This window comes from Bradyrhizobium sp. A5, from assembly GCF_042076515.1.
GTDB lineage: Bacteria > Pseudomonadota > Alphaproteobacteria > Rhizobiales > Xanthobacteraceae > Bradyrhizobium > Bradyrhizobium cosmicum.
Window position 1 is genome coordinate 5,567,292 of record NZ_CP148990.1, and the last position, 19,254, is coordinate 5,586,545.

The following is a 19,254-nucleotide window of genomic DNA, read 5'->3' on the forward strand; positions in this document are numbered from 1 at the left end:
CCTACAGAGATTGCGGAGCAGCATAGCATCGGCCGGGCCACCGCCAAGGGCACAACACGGGAGATGGCGACGGCGTTCCTTCCCGTCATTCCGGGCGCGCGTAGCGCGAGCCCGGAATCCATCGCACAGCAACGGCGCGGACAAATGGATTTCGGGCTCGCGCCAAGAGGCGCGCCCCGGAATGACGAGTGGATGGGCCGCGCCTCACAGCCCCGGGATCATGCTATGCTTCGCGACCATCGAGGCCCTTCGAATCGTCCCATGATCCTCCCGCGAAAACTGCTTCTGCTGATCGCCGGCCTCGTCTTGGCGGGCACGTCGGCGCGCGCCGCGGAGTTCTACACCGAAGACCTTCGCATTCCGATGGCGGAGGCCGGGCCGCAGGGCCTGGAGGCGTTCCTGGTCCGCCCTGCGGGCGCGAAGCGCTATCCGCTGGCGTTGCTCAGCCACGGCTCGCCACGCAGCTTCGACGACCGCGCGACCATGTCGGCACACAAATATTACGGCATCGCGCTCGAATATGCCCGGCGCGGCTTTGCCGCGCTGATCGTGATGCGGCGCGGCTACGGCACCTCGCCGGGCGGGCGCGTCGACAGCGTCGGCGGCTGTGCCAATGCGGCTTATTTGCCCGCAGCCGCCGTTGCGGTCGCGGATTTGCGCGCCGCGATCGATGCGATGGGGCGCAGGTCCGACGTGACGACGACAGGCATGATCGCGGCCGGCCATTCCGCCGGAGGGCTCGCCACCGTCGCGCTGACGGCGCAGGCGCCGCCCGGCCTCGTCGCGGCGATCAACTTTGCCGGCGGCCGCGGCTCGCGGGACGATGACAATGTCTGCAATCCGGACGGACTGGTGCAAGCCTTCGTCACGTTCGGAAAGACATCGCGCATGCCGACATTGTGGGTCTATGCGAGCAACGATTCGTTCTTCGGGCCCGATCTCGCACGCCGTCTCTATGATGGGTTTCGCGGCAGCGGCGGTCACGCAAAGTTCATTGCGGCCGCGCCTTACGGCGACGACGGCCATTATCTCTATTCGGTGGTGGGGCGGCCGCAATGGACCCCGTATCTCGACGCCTTCCTGCGCGAGCGCGAACTCAGCCATGACATCCTGAGTCTGCCCGATCCGTTGCCGCCGCCGGGCCGGCTCAATGCGGCCGCGCGCGCCGAGTTCTCGCGCTATCTCGCCAGCACGATGCCGCACAAGGCTTTCGCCGTGTCACCCAATGGCGGCTACGGCTGGCGTTCGGGCCGCACCACGGCCGAGGACGCGCAACGGGATTCGCTGAACGCCTGCATGAAATGGTCACCCACCTGCACGCTCTACGCGGTCGACGACCGACTAGCGGGGGCTGCGCAGAGGACCTCAACGGACCAGAGCGCCCGCGCGCGATAGGCGCGAGAGCGATCCGGTCTTTCAATGGGTGAAGCTAGAGCCGTTCGCTGAGCGCGAGCTTGTAGCCGACGCCGGTGACGGTCGCTATCACGGGCGTGCCGCTGCCGACGAGCTTGCGGCGCAGCCGCGCCACCAGCGCATCCACGGTGCGGATGTCGACCTCGGCCTGACGGTTGCTGACGACCTCGATCAGGTAGTCGCGGCTGAGCGGCCTGCCGTCGGCACCGACCAGCGCGGCCAGCAGGTCGAATTCGGCGCGCGTCAACGCCGCCGGCTTGCCGTCGCTGCCGAGCAGCTCGCGCCGGGTCAGGTCGATGATCCAGTCGCCGAAGGCGATCGAATTGTGATTGCGCGCCGCCTTGCGGTCGATCGAGCGGCGCCGCAGCACGCTGCGTGCGCGCGCGAGCAGGTCGCGCAGATTGATCGGCTTGGTGACGTAATGGTCGCCGGCGATCTCGAGGCCGAGGATGCGATCGACGTCGGTGTCGCGGCGGGTCACGAAGATGATGCCCGCGTTGCTGGTCGCCTGGATCTCCTTGGCGAGCTCGAAGCCGTCGCCGTCGGGCAACTGCACGTCGAGGAAGACGAGATCGGTGCGCGCGCGCAGCGCCTGGCGGCATTCCGCGCATGAGCCGGCGCCGACCACGTCGAAATTGTTCTCGCTGAAATAACCAACCAGCATCGTGCGCGTCACCGGATCGTCTTCGACGACGATCAGCCGCTCGCGGCCAGCGGGACGCAATTCCCGAAGGGCGGAATCAGTCACGTTGTTGGGTGTCCTGTGTGCTTGCGACCCGGCCTGAAAATTCAAGTCACCGCGCAGCGCGCTGTCCTGTAAACGAACATTCACGACTTATTCGAGCCCCCGAAATTGCCTGCCAGAATACTAGGCGTGTTGTGCTGGCCAAACAATATTGGTCATGGCTTGGGAGCATTAAGTATGAATTGCCCCACAATTCTCATCCCGCGCATCATCATGCAAGCTTGGCTCGCGCGAGCGCCGTCGAGCTACCTCGAGACCGCCAATTCCGTACATTCGACCCCGGACGCAACCGACGGTTAACGTAAAGAACACGTTTGGCTTCGGAAAAGCAGGCCGCACCTCTATTGTCCCCGCAGGCCCGAAATCAGGAGCAGGCGTAATGCAGGGGCAGGCCCGGTTGGCCGCCGGTCAAATCGAGGACGGTGCAACGCGCCTCAGTCGTTCCCACAGCCTCGACTTCCTGCGCGGTCTCGCCATCCTTGGCGTGGTGGCGATCCACGTTTCGCAATCTTTTCCTTCGAACATCCACGCCGTCGACTACGCCTTCATGTGTGGCTGGACCGGCGTCAACGTGTTCTATTTCGTCAGCGCCATCACGATGTGCATGATGTGGACGCGGCGCGTTGAGGCGAACCCCACGCGCAAATTCTACATCCGCCGTGCCTTGCGGATCGCGCCGCTGTTCTGGCTCGCGATCCCGCTCTACCTCGTCGTCAACGGCACGGGGCCCAGCGCCAACGCTCCCAACGGCATCGGCCCGCTGCAGGTGATCCTGACCGCGACTTTCCTGCACGGATTCTGGCCTGACAGCGTCAACAGCGTCGTGCCGGGCGATTGGTCGATCGCCGCGGAGATGACTTTCTATCTCGTCTTCCCCTTCGTGATCACGGCATTCGGATCGCGCCGCCATCTCTATCTTGCGCTGGCGATCGCGCTGCATCTCGTCAATGTCGACCTGTTCAAACCGTGGGCTTTCGAGCTGTTCTCGGCCTATTACGGACCGGGCAATGAATCCTTCGTCTGGAGCACGCTGCACATCAGCTTCCTGAACCAGTTGCCGGTCTTCCTTGTCGGCTGCGCGCTGTTCTTCTCGCTGCGCGACGGCTTTGCGAAGTCGGACGCCGCGATCTACGCCGCCTTCATCGCGCTGTCTTTCATGGCCAATCGCGCGTCCGGCGCGCATGAATTCAACTATCTGATGATCAACCTCGCGCTCGGCGCGGGTGTGGCCGGCTGCATCCGCTTCGCGATCCGCTGGCAGCCGATCGAGGCGCTCGGCCGCAATTCCTATTCGATGTATCTGTCGCACTTCGCGGTGATCCTTGGCCTGCGCCAGATCTGGCCGCTTGCCGACGGACTGGTCTCGCTGCTGATCGTCTATGCCGTCACGGCGGCGCTCAGCTATCTCGTGGCGCGCGCGACATGGCACCTGGTCGAGCGGCATGCGCAGGATCTCGCGCACCGCCTGACCGCTTCGACGGCCACGACCACACGCGGAGAGCCGGTCACTGCAACAGGCGTCGTGCTGAACGGCCGCAGCGCCGGCGCGTGAATCGTCTCAGGACGATCCCACCTCGATCCGGTACGACAGCTCTTCCTTGGCGCCGGCCGCGATATGCATCAGGCCGGGCTTGTCGCTGAACTCGCCGTCGAAGCCGACGGGGCTGGCATAGCCGCGCCAGGGCTCGATGCAGAGGAACGGCGCGCCGGAGGGTTTCGACCAGACGCCGAGCTCGCGAAAGCCGCGCCATGACATTTTGAGCCAGGGACCAGCGCCCGTCCCCGCCGCATAGCGGACCGCATGGCTGTTGACGGGATCGAGGATCACCGCGTCGTTGATGAACAGGGATTCCGACAGGGGCAGCACCGTGCCTTGGACAGGGCTCGGATCCGTTGCCGCGAGCAGGAGGCCGCCCTCGACCCGGCGGACCGGAGACGGCTCCTCGGTCGTGAACGTCAACGCGTAGCTCTCCTTCGGCACGCCAGCCTGAAGCGGCCAATTGAAGGCGGGATGACCACCGAGCGACACCGGCAATGTCTCGCCGCCGGTGTTGATGACCGAGAGTGATAGATCGAGACCTTGATCGTCGATCGCATAGCTGGCCGTCAGACGGAACGCAAACGGATAGAGTGCGCGCGTCGTCTCGCTGTCTTCGAGTGCCAGTGTGCAACGGTTTTCGCCGCGCTCCACCCACGCAAAGCGGCTGTCACGCGCAAAGCCGTGCTGGGTCATCCGGTAGGTCTTGCCGAGATGCCGCATCTCGTCATTGGCGAGGCGCCCGACAATCGGAAACAGCAGTGGCGCGTGGCGCTGCCACGCCGGACCGGCCTGCCAGACGAATTCGATGCCGCTGCCATCCTTCAACGAGCACAGCTCGGCGCCGTACGCCTTGATGGTCGCCGTGAGTGAGCCGCTGCGAATCGTGTGCGTGTCGTCAGTCATGACAATCGATCTCCAGACATCCCGAACTTGTCACTCCGGCGCTCTTGATGAGGCAACTTACTCTTTATCAGTGCCGTTGGTCGCTCAAATTGGGTTCGCTTTGCCAATTTTCGCCCATGCTCCCTCAGCTCCGTCATCTATCTGTTCCGTCGCGAAGCCGGCCTATTGCTCGATGGCGTCGGCTGTTGGCGCGAGATTCGTAGCGTTCCAATGCCGCTAACCGTTTTACTTGTTCAAGGGACAGAGACTCCAGATCCAACTTTGCGAGCAAGTCTTTCCGCACAGCCGCAACCCGCAGCAACTGTGATTGGGCCTGTGCCATTTCCAGCGCTGCCAGCCGGTGAATCTGGCTGGCCCCTTCGGGGGTCAATAGTTGCGCTAAGCCGTAAGTCTGCGCCCCAACTGGATCACTATCGGTTGTGAGACTCGAAAGACCATGGCGTAGGGCATTGCGGCTCGACTTGATCCGACCTGCCGGACTTTTCGGCCCTGTACTCCGTTTGGCATTCTCGCGGTTGGCTCTGATCTGCTTTTCAGTGGCCATAATGATGGGTATCCGCCTCATCGACCATTTCGAACATCACCTCTTGGCAAGGGCCTGGCTAGTCCAGATGGTGTTTGTCTCGATCCCTGTCCGCTTCCGCCTTCACCTCTTGCCAAAACCCGCACTGAGCCGGCGATTTCGCATTGCACAGAGCAATAGATCCTCAAAGGTCGGCCAAGATGATGCATAAACCAGTAACGGCGACCTGGTGACGGCCTCAAGAACCATCTAGGAGATACCAACAAACAGATCGAACGCTGGAAAAGGCCCTTCAGAAGCTTGGCGGGAAGCGCGCTTTCGGTTCCGACGATTAACCCGCGATGGCCATATCAAGCTTAATTCGCGAGTTCGATTGCTGATATCTGAGCGCGCGTTAGTTTGCGTTCACCGGACATTGCCCCCGTCCGGGTCCACCCAGGCGAAGTCGGCGCGCCATCATATTCGGCGCGTCGACTTCCACCTACGGCCATCAGGTCCACTGCATGCGAAAGCTGATTTCAAGCGGCATTACTGGCTTCACCTACATCTCCCTGTTAGCGTTCGTCGTCGCTAGCGTCGCACGCGCCGGCGTCGAGGCGAAGGAGCGCAGGTCTCAAAAGGTTGCGCGATTTCAAGATGAGCTCTAATTCTTTCTCGCCATCGAAGGCTCGAATCCGACAACAACGGCTTCAACAGTTTCGGCTTCGGAAACTAATGGCCAATGTCGTCACGCTTCGGAAGCAAGTCGCTGACGCTGAAGACAAGGCTGCCTCGCGGTGGCGGGCCATCCAAAAGGCCGACAAGAGCGAAAACTCCCAGCGGTATTAACGAGGGGGCTCCCGAATGTCTCTTGAATGGACGGAGACTGAGCGCCGGCAGGTAACACGTAAGATCGTCAATCAGACTGCGTTGCTCACGCTGCCCGGCGACGTTGTCGTCACCCCGTGCAGAATGCTGAACTTGTCAATCTTCGGGGCCTGCATACGATGGAGGGACACTCCGCTGTTTTCGACCGCGCTCCATCTGTCCTTCAACGACCTCCTGACGCCGTTCGAGTGTCGGGTGGTATGGCGCCAAGGTGCGTTAGCTGGCTTGATGTTTGTTTACTGAGGCTCCTAGGGGCCCGCAGCCGCGCGGCGTCTGTGATCGAGGCGAAAGAACGCAAGTGCACAGCGTCGCCCGACCTCAAGAAGAGCTCTGAAATTCTCATCAACGCTCGCGCAACCACGACAACATGCCCCGATGATTTGGGACAGCATGTCGACGACTGGTAGCCGCCGAGGTTTAACGGAGTGCGGACAATCGGCTATCGGTGGGACCAGCAGCCTGGGACGGTTCGGCTTTGGTCCCGGACACCGAGCAGCCCCGGCAGATGACCAACTTGGCGGCGAGCCGGTTGTCTCGATCGGCTTCTATCTTCCGCTGAGCAGAAAGCCACTCCGGCGACTTTGGCTCGAGGCTGGCAAGCAACGCGTCCTCTTCCGCGATCGGCTCTCTCTTCAGCGTGGTCGCTGCGAGGCTATGGCTGCGCTGCCGGACATCCGGCAAATTCGGATCTCGGCCAGTTCCGTCCCACGCGATAGGACGAGTGTTCTGCTGAAGCGAAGCAGACGTACATGCGGAAAGCGTCATGCCCACTGCCGCCAAGCAAAGGGCCCGACGGATCAATTTGTTCGCTTGCATCGAGAACAGCATAAAATCCATCCCCTGGAAGAGGCCCTGCAATATAGAGCGAGGAATATCCGAAAGGCTTTTGAAGGTGCTTAAAGGCAACGGCGGGGCGCCGCCATGGCCTAGATATGGCGCTCTCAGGATGGATTGACGCGCGTCAGGCGCTTGATCTGCTCGATAAGATGGGCGTGATGTTCCGTCCAAAATTAACTTCGATAAGCTGCGGCGCCCCTCAGTGACGGCGAGCCCTCATAGCGTCGACGTCTAGTCGTCCCAGATTTGCTTGCGACATGCTGCGCCAGCGTGCCCACCTGAGCCGCTGGAGCGTCCATAGAGCTCGCATCAGACCCATCCCTGCCCTCTCGGAAGCGCCGCCCATACCGCCTCCCAGTGCTGCCCGATTGCGGCTGCGTGATTGTCCATTTGATGGAGCAGCCGGTGAATGCCATCAATCGCAGTTTCGGCGTCGTGTTGGGCATTCAGGATGACAAGCAAATCAACGGATCAGAGAACGAGCGCCAATGGTTTTCTATCGCCATCACCTCGCCGGAAACTTGTCGCAAGCAAGGTTGAGCTTCGGTCATGTCGGCACCGCCAGCGCTTCAACCACCCGGCACAGTATGCTCTCCTCAATGCGAGCAATCCAACTTGGATGATTGGTCTTGACGCGCCAGTCAGACACGCCCCTTTGAGCATCGTAAAAGCTCGATTGCGGAGTAGAGCTGAAGGGAATGCCTGGCCCATGGGACTCGTTTGCTGCGGCCGCATGATTGTCTGCCTTGGGCCCAAGGCGAACCAAAGGTGAGGTGCTCCAACGAGCCTTAAGCCGCGCGAGAAATTCGGTTCCGATATGGAGCAGTCAACAGCAATTGGAAGACAGCCCTTGCGGCCATATATTGCGCAGCACTCTTGCTGCGCTCGCTCCCGGTAAGAACAGGCGCCCCTGATCGGTCCATAACGGACCACCGCCAGGCACGCGCGCGCCTATAAATCGAAAGATCAAAGAGAGCAAAATCGCCAGCGATCATCGCGGGACACCCTCAAATACGCGCTTGGAAATAGACAGGAAACATTAGAAATCTGATAGAACAACTTTCGGCTAATAGCAGGGTTCCACAGCTGGACACCTCTAGAATAGTTGATGCTTAAAGCGTTTGGCGCTACTCGACGATCTCCAGTCGCTATTTATGTGGCATGCGACCGAAACATTTGCGTTGCGGATCTCCGGGATGCTTACTTGACCCGAACTTGCTCCACCGAAGGCGTGAACAGATGTCACCTTCTTCCACTGACAAGATCGCGCTCTTCATCGATGGAGCTAACCTCTACGCGACGGCGAGAACTCTGGGCTTCGACATCGATTACAAGCGCCTGCTGAAGGAGTTCCAGAGCCGCGGGACGCTGTTGCGGGCGTTCTACTACACCGCGGTCATCGAGGATCAGGAGTTTTCCTCGATCCGTCCCTTGCTCGATTGGTTGGACTATAATGGCTTCACGGTCGTCACCAAGGCGACGAAAGAGTTTGTCGACGCCTCCGGCCGCCGCAAGGTCAAGGGCAACATGGACATTGAGCTTGCCGTGGACGCCATGGAGCTCGCCGAGCATATCGACCAGATGGTGCTGTTCTCGGGTGACGGCGATTTCCGTTCCTTGGTCGAGGCAGTCCAACGTCGCAGCGTTCGGGTCACGGTGATATCCACCATAGTCAGCCAGCCGCCAATGGTCGCCGATGAGCTGCGCCGCCAAGCCGACGTCTTCACCGATCTCGTCGAGCTGCAATCCAAGTTCGGCCGCGATCCGTCCGAGCGCCCTGCCGCGCGTGATCGCGAGGCCCGTGGGCAATTACCAAAATTCTTGCAAGAGCCGAAGGGAAATGCCCCTCTGGGATAGGCGGACAAGGGGGCACTCTGGCGGACTAATAAAACAACATCACCGACATCCACGCTGCCAGCGACGTGCAGAGAATAATTCCTCGGTATGGCAATGCAAGGCGCATCGGCTTTCCCGTCCGAGACGCGAAAATATGTCAAAATCCTCGCATGCCTTGCTGCGAAAATCCACGAATCTACGATTGCGTTGGCGGAGGTTATCAAGGACGAGCCTTCTTCAACTCCGCAACTCCCGCGTCGGTGAGACGATAGTGTGTCGAGGCGGCGAAGGCCGGCGCTCGATCCACTTACATCGAAGCTCACGGAGCTTTATGCGCGGCGCAGGAGGAGCTCTACACCGACGACCCAGTCACGGTCTCGCAGAAGCTCCACAAATCGCCAGCAACTCGGTCGCATGTTCGACCTCGGGCGACGGGTTCATCAGCCGCTGCCGATCGCGCGCTGTCCATGCGTTCAGTGCCCCGCGCTTCGCCTGCCGGCCTCCGCGGCACTCACCGTGAGTCGTATCGGAGGCTTCCGTGCACCTAGATTTTGAAATCGCTTAGATGATGTCCAGCGTTCAACTTTGCGCACATCCATCGAGGGCGCTTCCCGCGTCCCGTCCACGTTTCGTTTGGACGATCTGGATTTCGATACTTTACAGGAACGGCTGGATAGGGCCTGCGCCCCGCCTTCAGCCCATTCAGAACTCGGATGCGCTCATCGAGAAGCGATTTTTCGCGCGTCATGCGCTCCCGTAATGCTTCCTTGATCTCATGATACATCGTCCACAAGCTGTTTGTTGGCAGACCGTCGAACTCAATTTGTTTCACGCGGGCTCCCGCAACGAATTTTCCGATGGGCTCCTTGATGGGGGTCAATAATACTGATTTTCGCCAGGCGGTCGTCATCCGATCGAAGTATTCACGTTGCGAAAGGTCATGCCCCTGCCTTGCCCGCAAGCGTTAGACGGACAGTACGCTAAGGGACGATCTCTTTTCGATTATGCCGGCAACAGCTCGACCAAATCCTGCGCCTTGGCCGCATTGCAGAAAGGCACCAGATCATATGTTCAAGTTCAAACAATACCGCCGTTCCCGAACATTCCAGATGATCTTTCGACGGCGCGCCGCTCGAAGTGACGACGCAGACCGAGTTCCGTCTTAACGATGCTCTCAGCTTTACTGCGCTGCAGCCGACCAATGGTTTAATCTGTCGGGGCATGAACCCAAATCGCCTAATCGCTGCGATGGGAATTTGCCTCGCTCTGATTGTCTATGCCACATTGGCTAGACTGGCGGGTCGACCCGCGTTATTCGGTCACGCCGAGACGTATTGGATCGTCGCCATTGAGCGGTTCAGCGCGTATGGTCTTCTTGGATTTCTGCTTTCCTTTCTACTACCCGGTCGCTTCACGCTCTCTTGCTTTCTGGCAATAAGCGTGTCCGTCGCGCTTGGGATTCTGCAATCATTGACACCTGACCACGAGACGACGATTTTCGAGGTTTGTCAGAAAGTCGTCGGTGGGATCATCGGAGCTGCCCTCGCCCAGGCCGTTCTGATCTTTCTGCCTCGTTTGCCATCTTAATCTGAAAGCGCAACGCCTCGATGCCGAGGCCGCCGCCCGCCATCGGGTTTGGTCGCCGCCACAGCTACCCGAAACGGATCTCGGTACGCCGTTCGCAACCCCATCTATATTCCGATAGCAAGCCGGATTGGTGCAATTGACTCACCGGTGCCGAAAGCTAGGTTTCTCGAAACTCTATCTGGATCAATGAACGTGCCAAACAAGTGGTCCCAGACTGGAAACAGCGCTGCCAGGTTTCCGCGGAAATGAGCTGGGTCAACGCTATGATGAATGTGATGATAGCGGGGCGTCACAATAATCCACTCCAGCCACCGATGACCCCACCACAAGTTAATGTGCATGAAGTCGTTCTGGGCCACGTTCTTTAGTAGAATTGCCCATGCAAGCCACCACGGAGCCACTTCAACAAAAGCAGCTGCTACAATGTATGGGATATTGACCAAGGTTTGCTGGATGACGGAGCCGCGTGTACCGGCCAGCCAATACATGTACGTCGGTGAGTGATGCCACCGATGAGATGGCCATAACATCGGTGTGTGCAGCCATCGGTGAACCCAATAGTGTCCAAAGTCCGCCAAAACAAGGTACAGAAGAATTCGGAGTGCTAACGGCCATTCGGATATCCACTCAGGCAGAGATGGCTGGTAGACGATCCGCCGATCGAGAAAATCCGCAGATGGTAAGACAAAAAAGAAAAATACGAGCGCAACAAGGAAGTCTCTGGGGAGTACTTTACAATATTCGACAACGTGGGCGGGATTTAACTTTTCCAAAGCGGTCAATATGACCAGCCGAAATGAGAAGAGCGCGATGCCTACTAACGTAATCTTCCAAGATATGAGGTGCGAAAGCTGGTGCAGAAAATCCTGCATCTTCGGCTCCTGAAATTCGGCTGAGCAGAAAAACGAGACTTCAAGAAATTTCCGATAATTTCCTGCAGATGCGGCTCTGCAAAATGGGGCAGCGGGACAATAACTGTCGGAAGGTAGGAGGTTTTGTCTATTTTGCCAAGGCAGTGCTTCCGTCTGCCCCTGTAACACTTTCTGGCGAAAACAGCCCTAGGACAAGTGTACGGGGGTCTTGCAGCGGCTTCCCGTCGGGCAAGCGGTATGGGCTCATCGAACTCGCGCGAACAGAGCGTCGGTCCCCAGCAGGCTGGGTGCATAATCGTTCGATCTCACAGGTGGGCCGTGGCTCCCGCCTGAGGGAGCGGGCCTATGTACGAGAGGCGCTGCAGACCGACAACGTGGTGCTGCGTTCGACCTGCAGCTCTCGCTGCCGCTGCTCGGCGCCGCTGAGAGAAGCGCTGACAACAGCACGCGCACAGCGGGCTAGAAAAACCGGTTTGGTGTTCGCACCCGCAGCAACGATCCTCATTGCTCAAAATCGGTCTTCCGATAATCTTCTCGCATTGACGAAGTCCGTTTAATTCATCTTGAGGGATTGCCTTGACGAACGATACAGCCGTGTATGACGCCCTTCGCGTCGATCCAACTAGCGGTGACAAGGAAGGCGCTGGCCGCATGGGCACGCGCGACGCTATTAGACGTGATGGCCTGGAGATCGATGCCGCCTCGCTCGCGTTCTGTCCGCACGAATGGATCAATAGCACCGGCTACGTCGACCTCGAGCTCGTGCGCAAATTTCCACTGATGCTAGCGCTTTAAGCGTAGCTATGGACAAGCCTCCCCCGGAAGTGGCGGTTCGCCGCCTGCTAGGTCGGTTCGCGAGACGGCGGCGGCCCGTTCGGGCGCATTCGACAACGCCTCACGCGACCGACAGCAACCCAAACCGCGAATTTGCCCGAACGGATCAAACGGCGATTTGGTTCTTCGTATTCCTGCCGATCTTTGTGCTGCTCTACGCGATCGTCGAGAAGATGCACGTAAAGTAACCATCAGCGAGCGGCAGAGCGACGCTCCGCCACTCGCTGAGCGAGTTACGCTGCGTGAGGATTGACGACGGTATACCCCCGTAGTGAGCGGGCGTGAATTCTCGTCGCGTGGCCGCCGGAATTGGCATCGTATGCCATCCACAGGTCTCCTTCGACGTGCTTTTCCAGGACGAAGACATGCCCATGCCGGGCCGCGACCATTCCAGGGGCCGGTGACGTGCGTGGAAAGCGAAGCCAGTTTGAGGCGAGGTTCAGCTCTGGAACTATGCGGCCGAACACGCGAATCGCAGCGCCGCAGCCGCAGAAAGACCGCGGACATCCGGTGGGACGGCCTCCTACGATTTGGCCTTCCGCGGCGTCAGGACTAGCGAAAGAGCTGCGCATGACAGCGGTCCTTTGCACAAGCCGAGGGTGCCTGATGCTCGTCTCCTGGCGTGGTGACGACGAGAAGTCGCAAGGCATCGTCACATTGCATTCGCGCGGGTGAACGGTCTGGCTTGGGCGGGCTTCGGAACCAAAACAACTCAGTCCAATGAAAATCGACGCAACAGCTACTCTTCTAAACATGCAGTGCTCCTCGATGAGCCTGCCCCGAACCAAGTTGTTAATGCGAATTTGGCGAAAATGTGCCGAAGGCGATCGGCGCTGACCTCGGGATCCGCACCTATTCAAGCCCAGGATGGTGCTTGGTCCAGGATGACCGTGTCCACATCGAGAAGATCGATGCCCCGGTTCTGTCCAGGTTCAACCGAGCCGGGGTCGGCGCAGGCATCAAATACGCGATCGAGAAAGGCTGGCTCGAGCTGCACGAAGCGGCGCCTTTGTGCGGCTACTCGCGCCCGAAGGTCTGCTCACGAGTTAAGCCGAATCTTGCGGCGGCGATTCGGTCGGCTTCGTCTGCTGGCTTCTGCAGTTGCTCTTCGGCGTAAGTCACGATCATGCGCCGCACGACCGCCACGGGATTGCCCGAGGATCCACTTGAGAAGGTGGGGTCACGACAAGCAAGACGACGAACAAGTTCTCGCCGAGGTCCGCGCCCGTGCGGTTCAGGTGGTTCTTGATCACACAGCGAGCATGAACAACCCGCCATGGCGGGCATAACTTGGACCAAATGGCCTCCGGCAAACCCGGTTCAATCTTTGGCCTGTGTCGTCTCGCGGTGCGACCTTAGCGCCAACCGCTGACATCGAAATAAGCCCCTTGTGCGCATTGTAGTCTGTAGGCAACTCGCCCGCACGATCGACGGCATGGATTGCAATGGGTATCGTTGTTCCCCGACTCGAATTGCCTTCCGCAACTCGGCTGGTTCTGGCGGGGCGTCAGCCACCGCGGCATCGGATGCTGCGCATCAATGATGTTCAAGTCTCTGGATGGCCTTGGAGCTGCCACGTGTTTCGCGTCTGCGCTGCATCATGTCCCTGCGAAGCTGTCCCCGGCTCTGCTCCGGCGCCCCCGCAACGAGACCGGGATCGGTCCCGGAACTGGCGATCGCAGCAGCTAAGCTGCCCAACGTTGGATACTGGAACACACTAACCACCGACATCTTCAGTCCCAACTCCGCGCGGATCTTTTCAACCACTCGCACCATCATCAGGGAATTCGCTCCCATTTCGAAGAAGTTGTCGTCGATTCCAATCTCGTTGACGCTCAGCAGGTCCTGGAAGATGGCTGCAAGCTTGCGCTCCACGTCTGTCGCAGGCGGAATGAACGGTGTGGCGGTCTCATGACGCACACCATCCGGTTCTGGCAAGGCTTGGCGGTCCAGTTTGCCATTAGGAGTCAGTGGCAGCATCTCTAGCAGCACGAATGCCGAAGGAATCATGTACTCCGGCAACATGCTGCGCAAATGCTGTCGCAGCGAGGGCAGAACATTCGTCCCAGAGACGACGCGGAGCGCGGGGCGATTTGCGTAGGCGGACACGTCAGCCGCGGCGGGAGCATCGTCCGTCACCGCAATTTCTGCTGCCGCGCCGATCTCTCCTGTCACTTGTGCGGGTCTGAAGATGGCATCGAAATATCCCGGTCCTGCGGCAGACCACTCGATGGCCACCTCATAATTCGCATCGAGCACGCGCACGTCCTCTGGATCGATGCCCGATGACGGGCCGATCTCTCCTAGGCGATTGGAGGGGAGGCGCGCCTGCAGCGCGCGCAACGCGGCCAGCGGCGCTGCGACCCGGGCGTTGGGGATGCCGATGATGCGCAGCGCGGTCGCCTCGGACTGCACCATCGTCCTCAAGCTCTCCAGCGTGCACGGCTCGGGCGCCTTCCGGCTGCCCGTGACTATTGGCCTTCGCGGTATCCCGCCGCGCTTTCTGATCACCACGTCATAGCGGAAGCGAGTCATCTCGCTCGGCTCGCGGCCGTGCTTGAGCTCGACCTGCACGTTCTCGATGTCAGGAAGCCAGTGTCGAAGGGACGAGAACAGTTGGGGATCCAACACCAGTTCGGGCTCCTCCTCGAGCCGTTTGCGCAGCCGGGCCTGAAGCTCGCCTGCCGAAGCGTCGGCTGTGGTCTTCTGCAATTCGATCTCGCAGAGCATCACCTCCAGCAGCGCGCGGTGGCGCACATCGCCGACAAAAATCGCGCCGCCTGGACTCAGCTTTTTCAGGGCGACCGCCAGCACGTCCATGAGATACGCCACGTTCGGGAAATATTGGGCGACCGAATTGATGACGATCGTGTCGAAGGGGCCGCCCTCGACGGCAGCCAGCGTGTCGCCGGCCCGTTGCTCCAAAACCACGCCGGCCAGACCTCGCCGCTCAGCTTCGGCCTTTACTCGCGCCAAGGCTGCGGCAGACAGATCGATGCCGTGATAAAGCTCGCAGTTCGGCGCGACACGGAAGAGAATCATCCCCGTCCCACAGCCGACCTCCAATACCCGGCGGGGCCGCAGCTGCAGGATCCTCTCGGTCGTGCACTCAATCCATTCGCGCATCTGCGCTTCGGGAATCAAGTCGCCAGTATAGCTACTCCTCCACCCGGCGGTCTCGGAGTCGCCGCCGTGCTGATAGGTCTCATCCCAGATCGTTCCCCAGTGACCAATTGTTGGAGCACCGCCCTGGGTGGACGCGACGATGTAAGCGACGAGCTGCTGCACGCCAGTCGCGTCCGGTCTGGCCACTACCGCACTCTGTTGCACCGAGGGATGGCGGTTCAATGCAGCCTCGATCTCGCCCGGCTCGATTCGGTGGCCGCGGATCTTAACCTGATGGTCGAGACGTCCGAGGTGCGCAAGCGTGCCGTCGGGCAACCACTGCCCGAGATCCCCGGTCCGGTATAGACGAGCTCCAGAACCGCTGAAAGGATCAGGGACGAAGCGCTCCTTGGTCAGCTGCGGTTGTTCGAGATAGCCCCTGGCCAAACCTGCGCCGCCAATCACGATCTCACCTGGGACGCCGATTGGTAGCGATCGCAAGGCTCGATCGACGACATACACCCTGGTATTCGCAATCGGTCTTCCGATCGTAATGGCGTCACCCGCATCCCTCACTGGACTGATCGTTGACCATATACATGTCTCCGTAGGGCCGTACATGTTGCGGATTTCGCCCTGATAGCGCTGTCTCAATCGCTCGACCAATGTCTGCGGCAGCGGCTCGCCGCCCAGGAGCAGCATGCGCAGCGAGCTCAGCGCGTCGAGCGAAGCGTCGTCAGATACCAGCATGCTCGCGAGCGACGGCGTGGCCTGAAGGTGAGAAACGCCATGGCGACGAATCTGCGAAGCAATATCCTGATCGGGCTCGGTTGGGATCTCTGTGACGGACGGATTGGCCAGGCGACGCAACTCGTCCAGATAGGAAAGGCTCGCCAGCACATCGTCGGCCGAAACACCGAAATCGATCAGGCAGGCGATCTCGTCGACGCCGAACTGTTTCAGCTTATCGATCATCGCCAGGCACGAGCTCGGTGATCCAAACAGGCCCGCAGTCTTGAAGTATCGCTCGAACGCGTGCTCCATGATGACATTGAGTTCCTCGGCGTCGAGTTCCGCGAGGTTCATCGGCTGCGCGGCCGTTGCTTGCCGATCATCGCCCTTCGCAAATGCCGTTAACTCCCATCGCATCTTGGAGATGAGGTCGGTTGAGGTCTTGAGGTATTCCAGGAACGGACCTCGCACCTTGCTGCGGACCGCTGCCGCGTCGGGACCTACAAAGGTGTGCAGCATGAGGGTAACGACCCCTGCTCCGTCGTGGCCGGCGTCGATCCAAGCCTTGCGATAGACCGCGATATTCTCGACGAGTTCCTCTGACTTCATCACCAGTAGGTTTGTCAGCACGTTGGCGCCTAGCCGTCCGGCCAGCGCGAAAGTGTCCGGATGCGAGCTCGCGGTCACCCACATTTTGGGCTCGCGCTGCACCGGAGGCGGAAAAGTCTTTATTTCGACAATCTGGCCGTCGCCACCAACCGCCTTGACCGTCTCGCCGCGCCAGAGCGCTTTCACGGTCTCAATGCCGCTGGCCATCAGCTCGCGGCGGTTTTTGTAATTCTCCGGATGCAGGACGAAGTCGCGGGCGTGCCATCCGGACGCGAAGCTAAGTCCGACGCGGCCGTTGGAAAGGTTGTCGACGACGGACCATTCTTCCGCCACACGGATCGGGTTGTGCAGCGGCAACACCACGCTCCCGGCCCGGATGCCTATGCGCCGGGTAACAGCTGCGACTGCAGCGCCGGTCAGCGCGGCATTCGGATACAGGCCGCCGAAGGGATGGAAGTGGCGTTCCGGCGTCCACACGGCGGAGAAGCCATGCTCATCGGCATACTTGGCGCCTTCGAGCAACAGGTGGTACTTGCCGCCGCCCCCCTCGGCCGCATCGGCGGCGAAGTAGAACAGGCTGAAATCGATCGGTCTGGCGCTCGATGCCGTGCTTGCCGCCCCGCGCGGCAGCCGCTCGGGCTCATGCTGGATGACCACTTTAAAGCCGCGCGCCAGCGTCCAGAACAGCTCCAATACCGAAATGTCGAACGAGACGCTGGTGGTCGCGAGCCACACGCCCGGCTCCGTCCCCAATGCCTGGTCCATGGCTTCAAAGAAATTGGTGACGTTGCGGTGCTCGAGCATCACCCCCTTGGGACGTCCGGTGGAGCCGGATGTGAAGATGACATAGGCAAGATTTTCGCCCGACACCGCCACGTGCGGCCGATCCGCCTTCCCCGCCTCCCTGCCCGCGTCAACGCACAGAGCGCGGGTGTGCGGCGGCAGCGCGCTGGCCAGATTCGCCGTCGTGACCACCACGCCAGCGCGGGAGTCCTCGATCATGAGCGCGATCCGCTCACCGGGGTACGAAGGATCCATCGGCACATAGGCTGCACCGGCCTTTAGGACGCCAAGCATACCGATCATCATTTCGGCTGATCGCTCGACGTAGATTCCGATCATCTGGTCCGGTTTCGCACCATTAGCGATCAGTGCTTGGGCGACATGGTTTGCGCGCAGATCAAGTTCGCGGTAGGTCAGCGAGCGGGAACCGTCGACCAGCGCCACCTTGTCAGGTGTACGATCAACCTGCGCTTCAAACGCCTCATGTACACAGTGGGGCTCCGGCAGCGGTCTCTCGGTGTTGTTCCAGATCCCGAATATCGAACCGACGTCCTGCGACGGCAGCCGCGGCAGGTCGCCGAGCCTAGCCTCCGGCCGGTCGGCAATCGCGATAAGGATCGCCTGAAACAGATCGCCGATGCGCTCAACGGCGACCGGCTCAAAAGAGTTCGTGTCGTATGACAATTTGAAGGTCAGTTGAGGGCCGTCATAGGCCATCACGTTGAGTGGAAAATTGGTTTGGTCGTGCAGGGCGAAGTCCCGACGCCGCCATTCCGGACCGAACGACTTCAGGCGCGCATCGTCCGTTTGCGAATTGAAGACGATTATGGTGTCAAAAAGCGACTGTCCGCGAGGCACCTCGCTGAAGCGAAGGATATCGACGAGCGGCGTGTGTTCAAACTGGCGCAGTTCGAGGTGCTGCTCACGCAGTTGGCGGCATAACTCCAGCACCGGCAGTTCGGAGGGCAATTTGACCCGGATCGGCACGGTATTGATGAACAGCCCAATAGCACGATCTGCGCCTTCCATAGACGACCGGCGGCCGGCCCTGGTCAGTCCATAAACGACATCCTCCTGGGCCGAAAACGCCGAAAGCACGAGCGACCAGGCAACCTCGACAAGGACGGACGTCCGCAGTGAGGCCCGCGCGGAGAGATCATGCAGTTTCCCAGTGTCGGCAAGCGATAGCGCGAATTCCAGCGTGGCGTGACTTGCGGCGGCCCGCGCATCCGAAGTAGCAATCCGCAGCGTTTCGAGATTGGTCGGAGTGCGGAAGCCGGCCAGAAAGCTGCGCCAGTACGCCTCGGCGGCCGATGCGTTCGTTGCAAGGTGCCGTTGAAGCCAGGCGATATGCTCGCGGTAAGCCAGACGCTGCTCGAACGACGGCTGCGCGCCGCGCGCCATCGCTGCATAAACGTCAAACACCTCCTTCACGACGAAGGCGTAGCAGGAGTCCAGGATGGCGTGCGAATATGTGAAAACTAGTCGGCGGCGATCGGCGGCGAGATGCAGCACCGTCACGCGCCAGAGCGGCGCAACGTCGAGAGCGAAGGCCCGCGATCGATCCTCGGCCAGGAAACTTCTTAGCGCCTCTTCCTGCTGCCCGGCCGTCATCCCCGACAAGTCGCGCGTCTCGAACCGCACCGCGACCTCGCCCACGACCTCTTGCTGCGGAACCTTCAGGCCTTCCCAACGGAACCGAGTCCGCAGGATCGGGTGTCGTTTCGCGACCATGGCCCAAGCTTCGGGGAAGAGGTTGGCGTCGATCGGCTCGTCGAGCCATATCTCAAGCTGTTCGACGTCCACGCCCGGAGTACGCGCCTCGAGGTGATGGAACAGCATACCCTGCTGGAGCGGCGAGAGAGGATAACTGTCCTGAGGCATGGTACTCCCAAAAGGTCACCGCCGCCGGCCGCCTGGATCGCGAATAAAAGAGAGCGCAGCCTCAGCGGGGTATATTAATTGCCAGAAATCACATTAAATCAGGCCCAATATATCCATTATAGCCGACATGGCCGCAAGCAATTAAAACGAGCTTGATTTACGGTCGGTACGCCGGGGGGGGCGA

The 19,254-nt window shown here is 60.3% G+C and carries 12 protein-coding genes; 7 read left to right on the plus strand and 5 right to left on the minus strand.

From position 1 onward, the window contains the following. Nucleotides 1-261 precede the first annotated feature (261 nt). Nucleotides 262-1,395, plus strand: coding sequence for an alpha/beta hydrolase family protein (locus tag WHZ77_RS26540; RefSeq protein ID WP_375310656.1), 1,134 nt, complete (start codon nt 262-264; stop codon nt 1,393-1,395). A 34-nt stretch (nt 1,396-1,429) separates the two neighbouring features. Here the strand turns inward: WHZ77_RS26540 and WHZ77_RS26545 are convergent, their stop codons facing one another. Next, nucleotides 1,430-2,245, minus strand: a complete 816-nt coding sequence (locus tag WHZ77_RS26545) for a response regulator (protein WP_375310657.1) — start codon at nt 2,243-2,245, stop codon at nt 1,430-1,432. 292 nt (nt 2,246-2,537) lie between these two features. Here WHZ77_RS26545 and WHZ77_RS26550 point away from each other — a divergent pair, with 292 nt between their 5' ends. Then, nucleotides 2,538-3,710, plus strand: coding sequence for an acyltransferase family protein (locus WHZ77_RS26550; RefSeq protein ID WP_375310658.1), 1,173 nt, complete (start codon nt 2,538-2,540; stop codon nt 3,708-3,710). A 6-nt stretch (nt 3,711-3,716) separates the two neighbouring features. On the opposite strand, the gene WHZ77_RS26555 is transcribed toward WHZ77_RS26550, so the two are convergent. Beyond that, nucleotides 3,717-4,601, minus strand: a complete 885-nt coding sequence (locus WHZ77_RS26555; protein WP_375310659.1) for an aldose 1-epimerase family protein — start codon at nt 4,599-4,601, stop codon at nt 3,717-3,719. Between the two features lie 1,366 nt (nt 4,602-5,967). Between WHZ77_RS26555 and WHZ77_RS26560 the strand changes: the two genes are divergently transcribed. From WHZ77_RS26560 to WHZ77_RS26570, 3 genes are all read left to right on the plus strand, one after another. Then, a complete protein-coding gene (locus WHZ77_RS26560) occupies nt 5,968-6,234 on the plus strand; it encodes a PilZ domain-containing protein (protein ID WP_375310660.1) in 267 nt (88 codons plus the stop codon). 999 nt (nt 6,235-7,233) lie between these two features. Continuing rightward, the gene (locus WHZ77_RS26565; protein WP_375310661.1) at nt 7,234-7,368 is read left to right on the plus strand and encodes a hypothetical protein; all 135 of its coding nucleotides are present in this window, start codon (nt 7,234-7,236) and stop codon (nt 7,366-7,368) included. 699 nt (nt 7,369-8,067) lie between these two features. Continuing rightward, a complete protein-coding gene (locus tag WHZ77_RS26570) occupies nt 8,068-8,685 on the plus strand; it encodes an NYN domain-containing protein (RefSeq protein ID WP_375314817.1) in 618 nt (205 codons plus the stop codon). Nucleotides 8,686-9,208: 523 nt separating this feature from the next. Here the strand turns inward: WHZ77_RS26570 and WHZ77_RS26575 are convergent. Then, complete coding sequence (locus tag WHZ77_RS26575) at nt 9,209-9,574, minus strand: H-NS family nucleoid-associated regulatory protein (RefSeq protein WP_375310662.1); 366 nt, start codon at nt 9,572-9,574, stop codon at nt 9,209-9,211. Nucleotides 9,575-9,885: 311 nt separating this feature from the next. Between WHZ77_RS26575 and WHZ77_RS26580 the strand changes: the two genes are divergently transcribed. Continuing rightward, nucleotides 9,886-10,251, plus strand: coding sequence for a VanZ family protein (locus WHZ77_RS26580; RefSeq protein WP_375314818.1), 366 nt, complete (start codon nt 9,886-9,888; stop codon nt 10,249-10,251). Between the two features lie 104 nt (nt 10,252-10,355). On the opposite strand, the gene WHZ77_RS26585 is transcribed toward WHZ77_RS26580, so the two are convergent. Further along, on the minus strand, nt 10,356-11,123 hold the full coding sequence (locus WHZ77_RS26585; RefSeq protein ID WP_375310663.1) for a sterol desaturase family protein: 768 nt from the start codon (nt 11,121-11,123) through the stop codon (nt 10,356-10,358). A 576-nt stretch (nt 11,124-11,699) separates the two neighbouring features. Between WHZ77_RS26585 and WHZ77_RS26590 the strand changes: the two genes are divergently transcribed. After that, entirely contained in the window at nt 11,700-11,918 is a 219-nt protein-coding gene (locus WHZ77_RS26590; protein ID WP_375310664.1) for a hypothetical protein, read from the plus strand. A gap of 1,575 nt (nt 11,919-13,493) precedes the next feature. On the opposite strand, the gene WHZ77_RS26595 is transcribed toward WHZ77_RS26590, so the two are convergent. Next, nucleotides 13,494-19,070 carry a MupA/Atu3671 family FMN-dependent luciferase-like monooxygenase gene (locus WHZ77_RS26595; RefSeq protein WP_375310665.1) on the minus strand — a complete coding sequence of 1,859 codons (5,577 nt, stop codon included), beginning with the start codon at nt 19,068-19,070 and terminating at the stop codon, nt 13,494-13,496. Between the last annotated feature and the right edge of the window lie 184 nt (nt 19,071-19,254).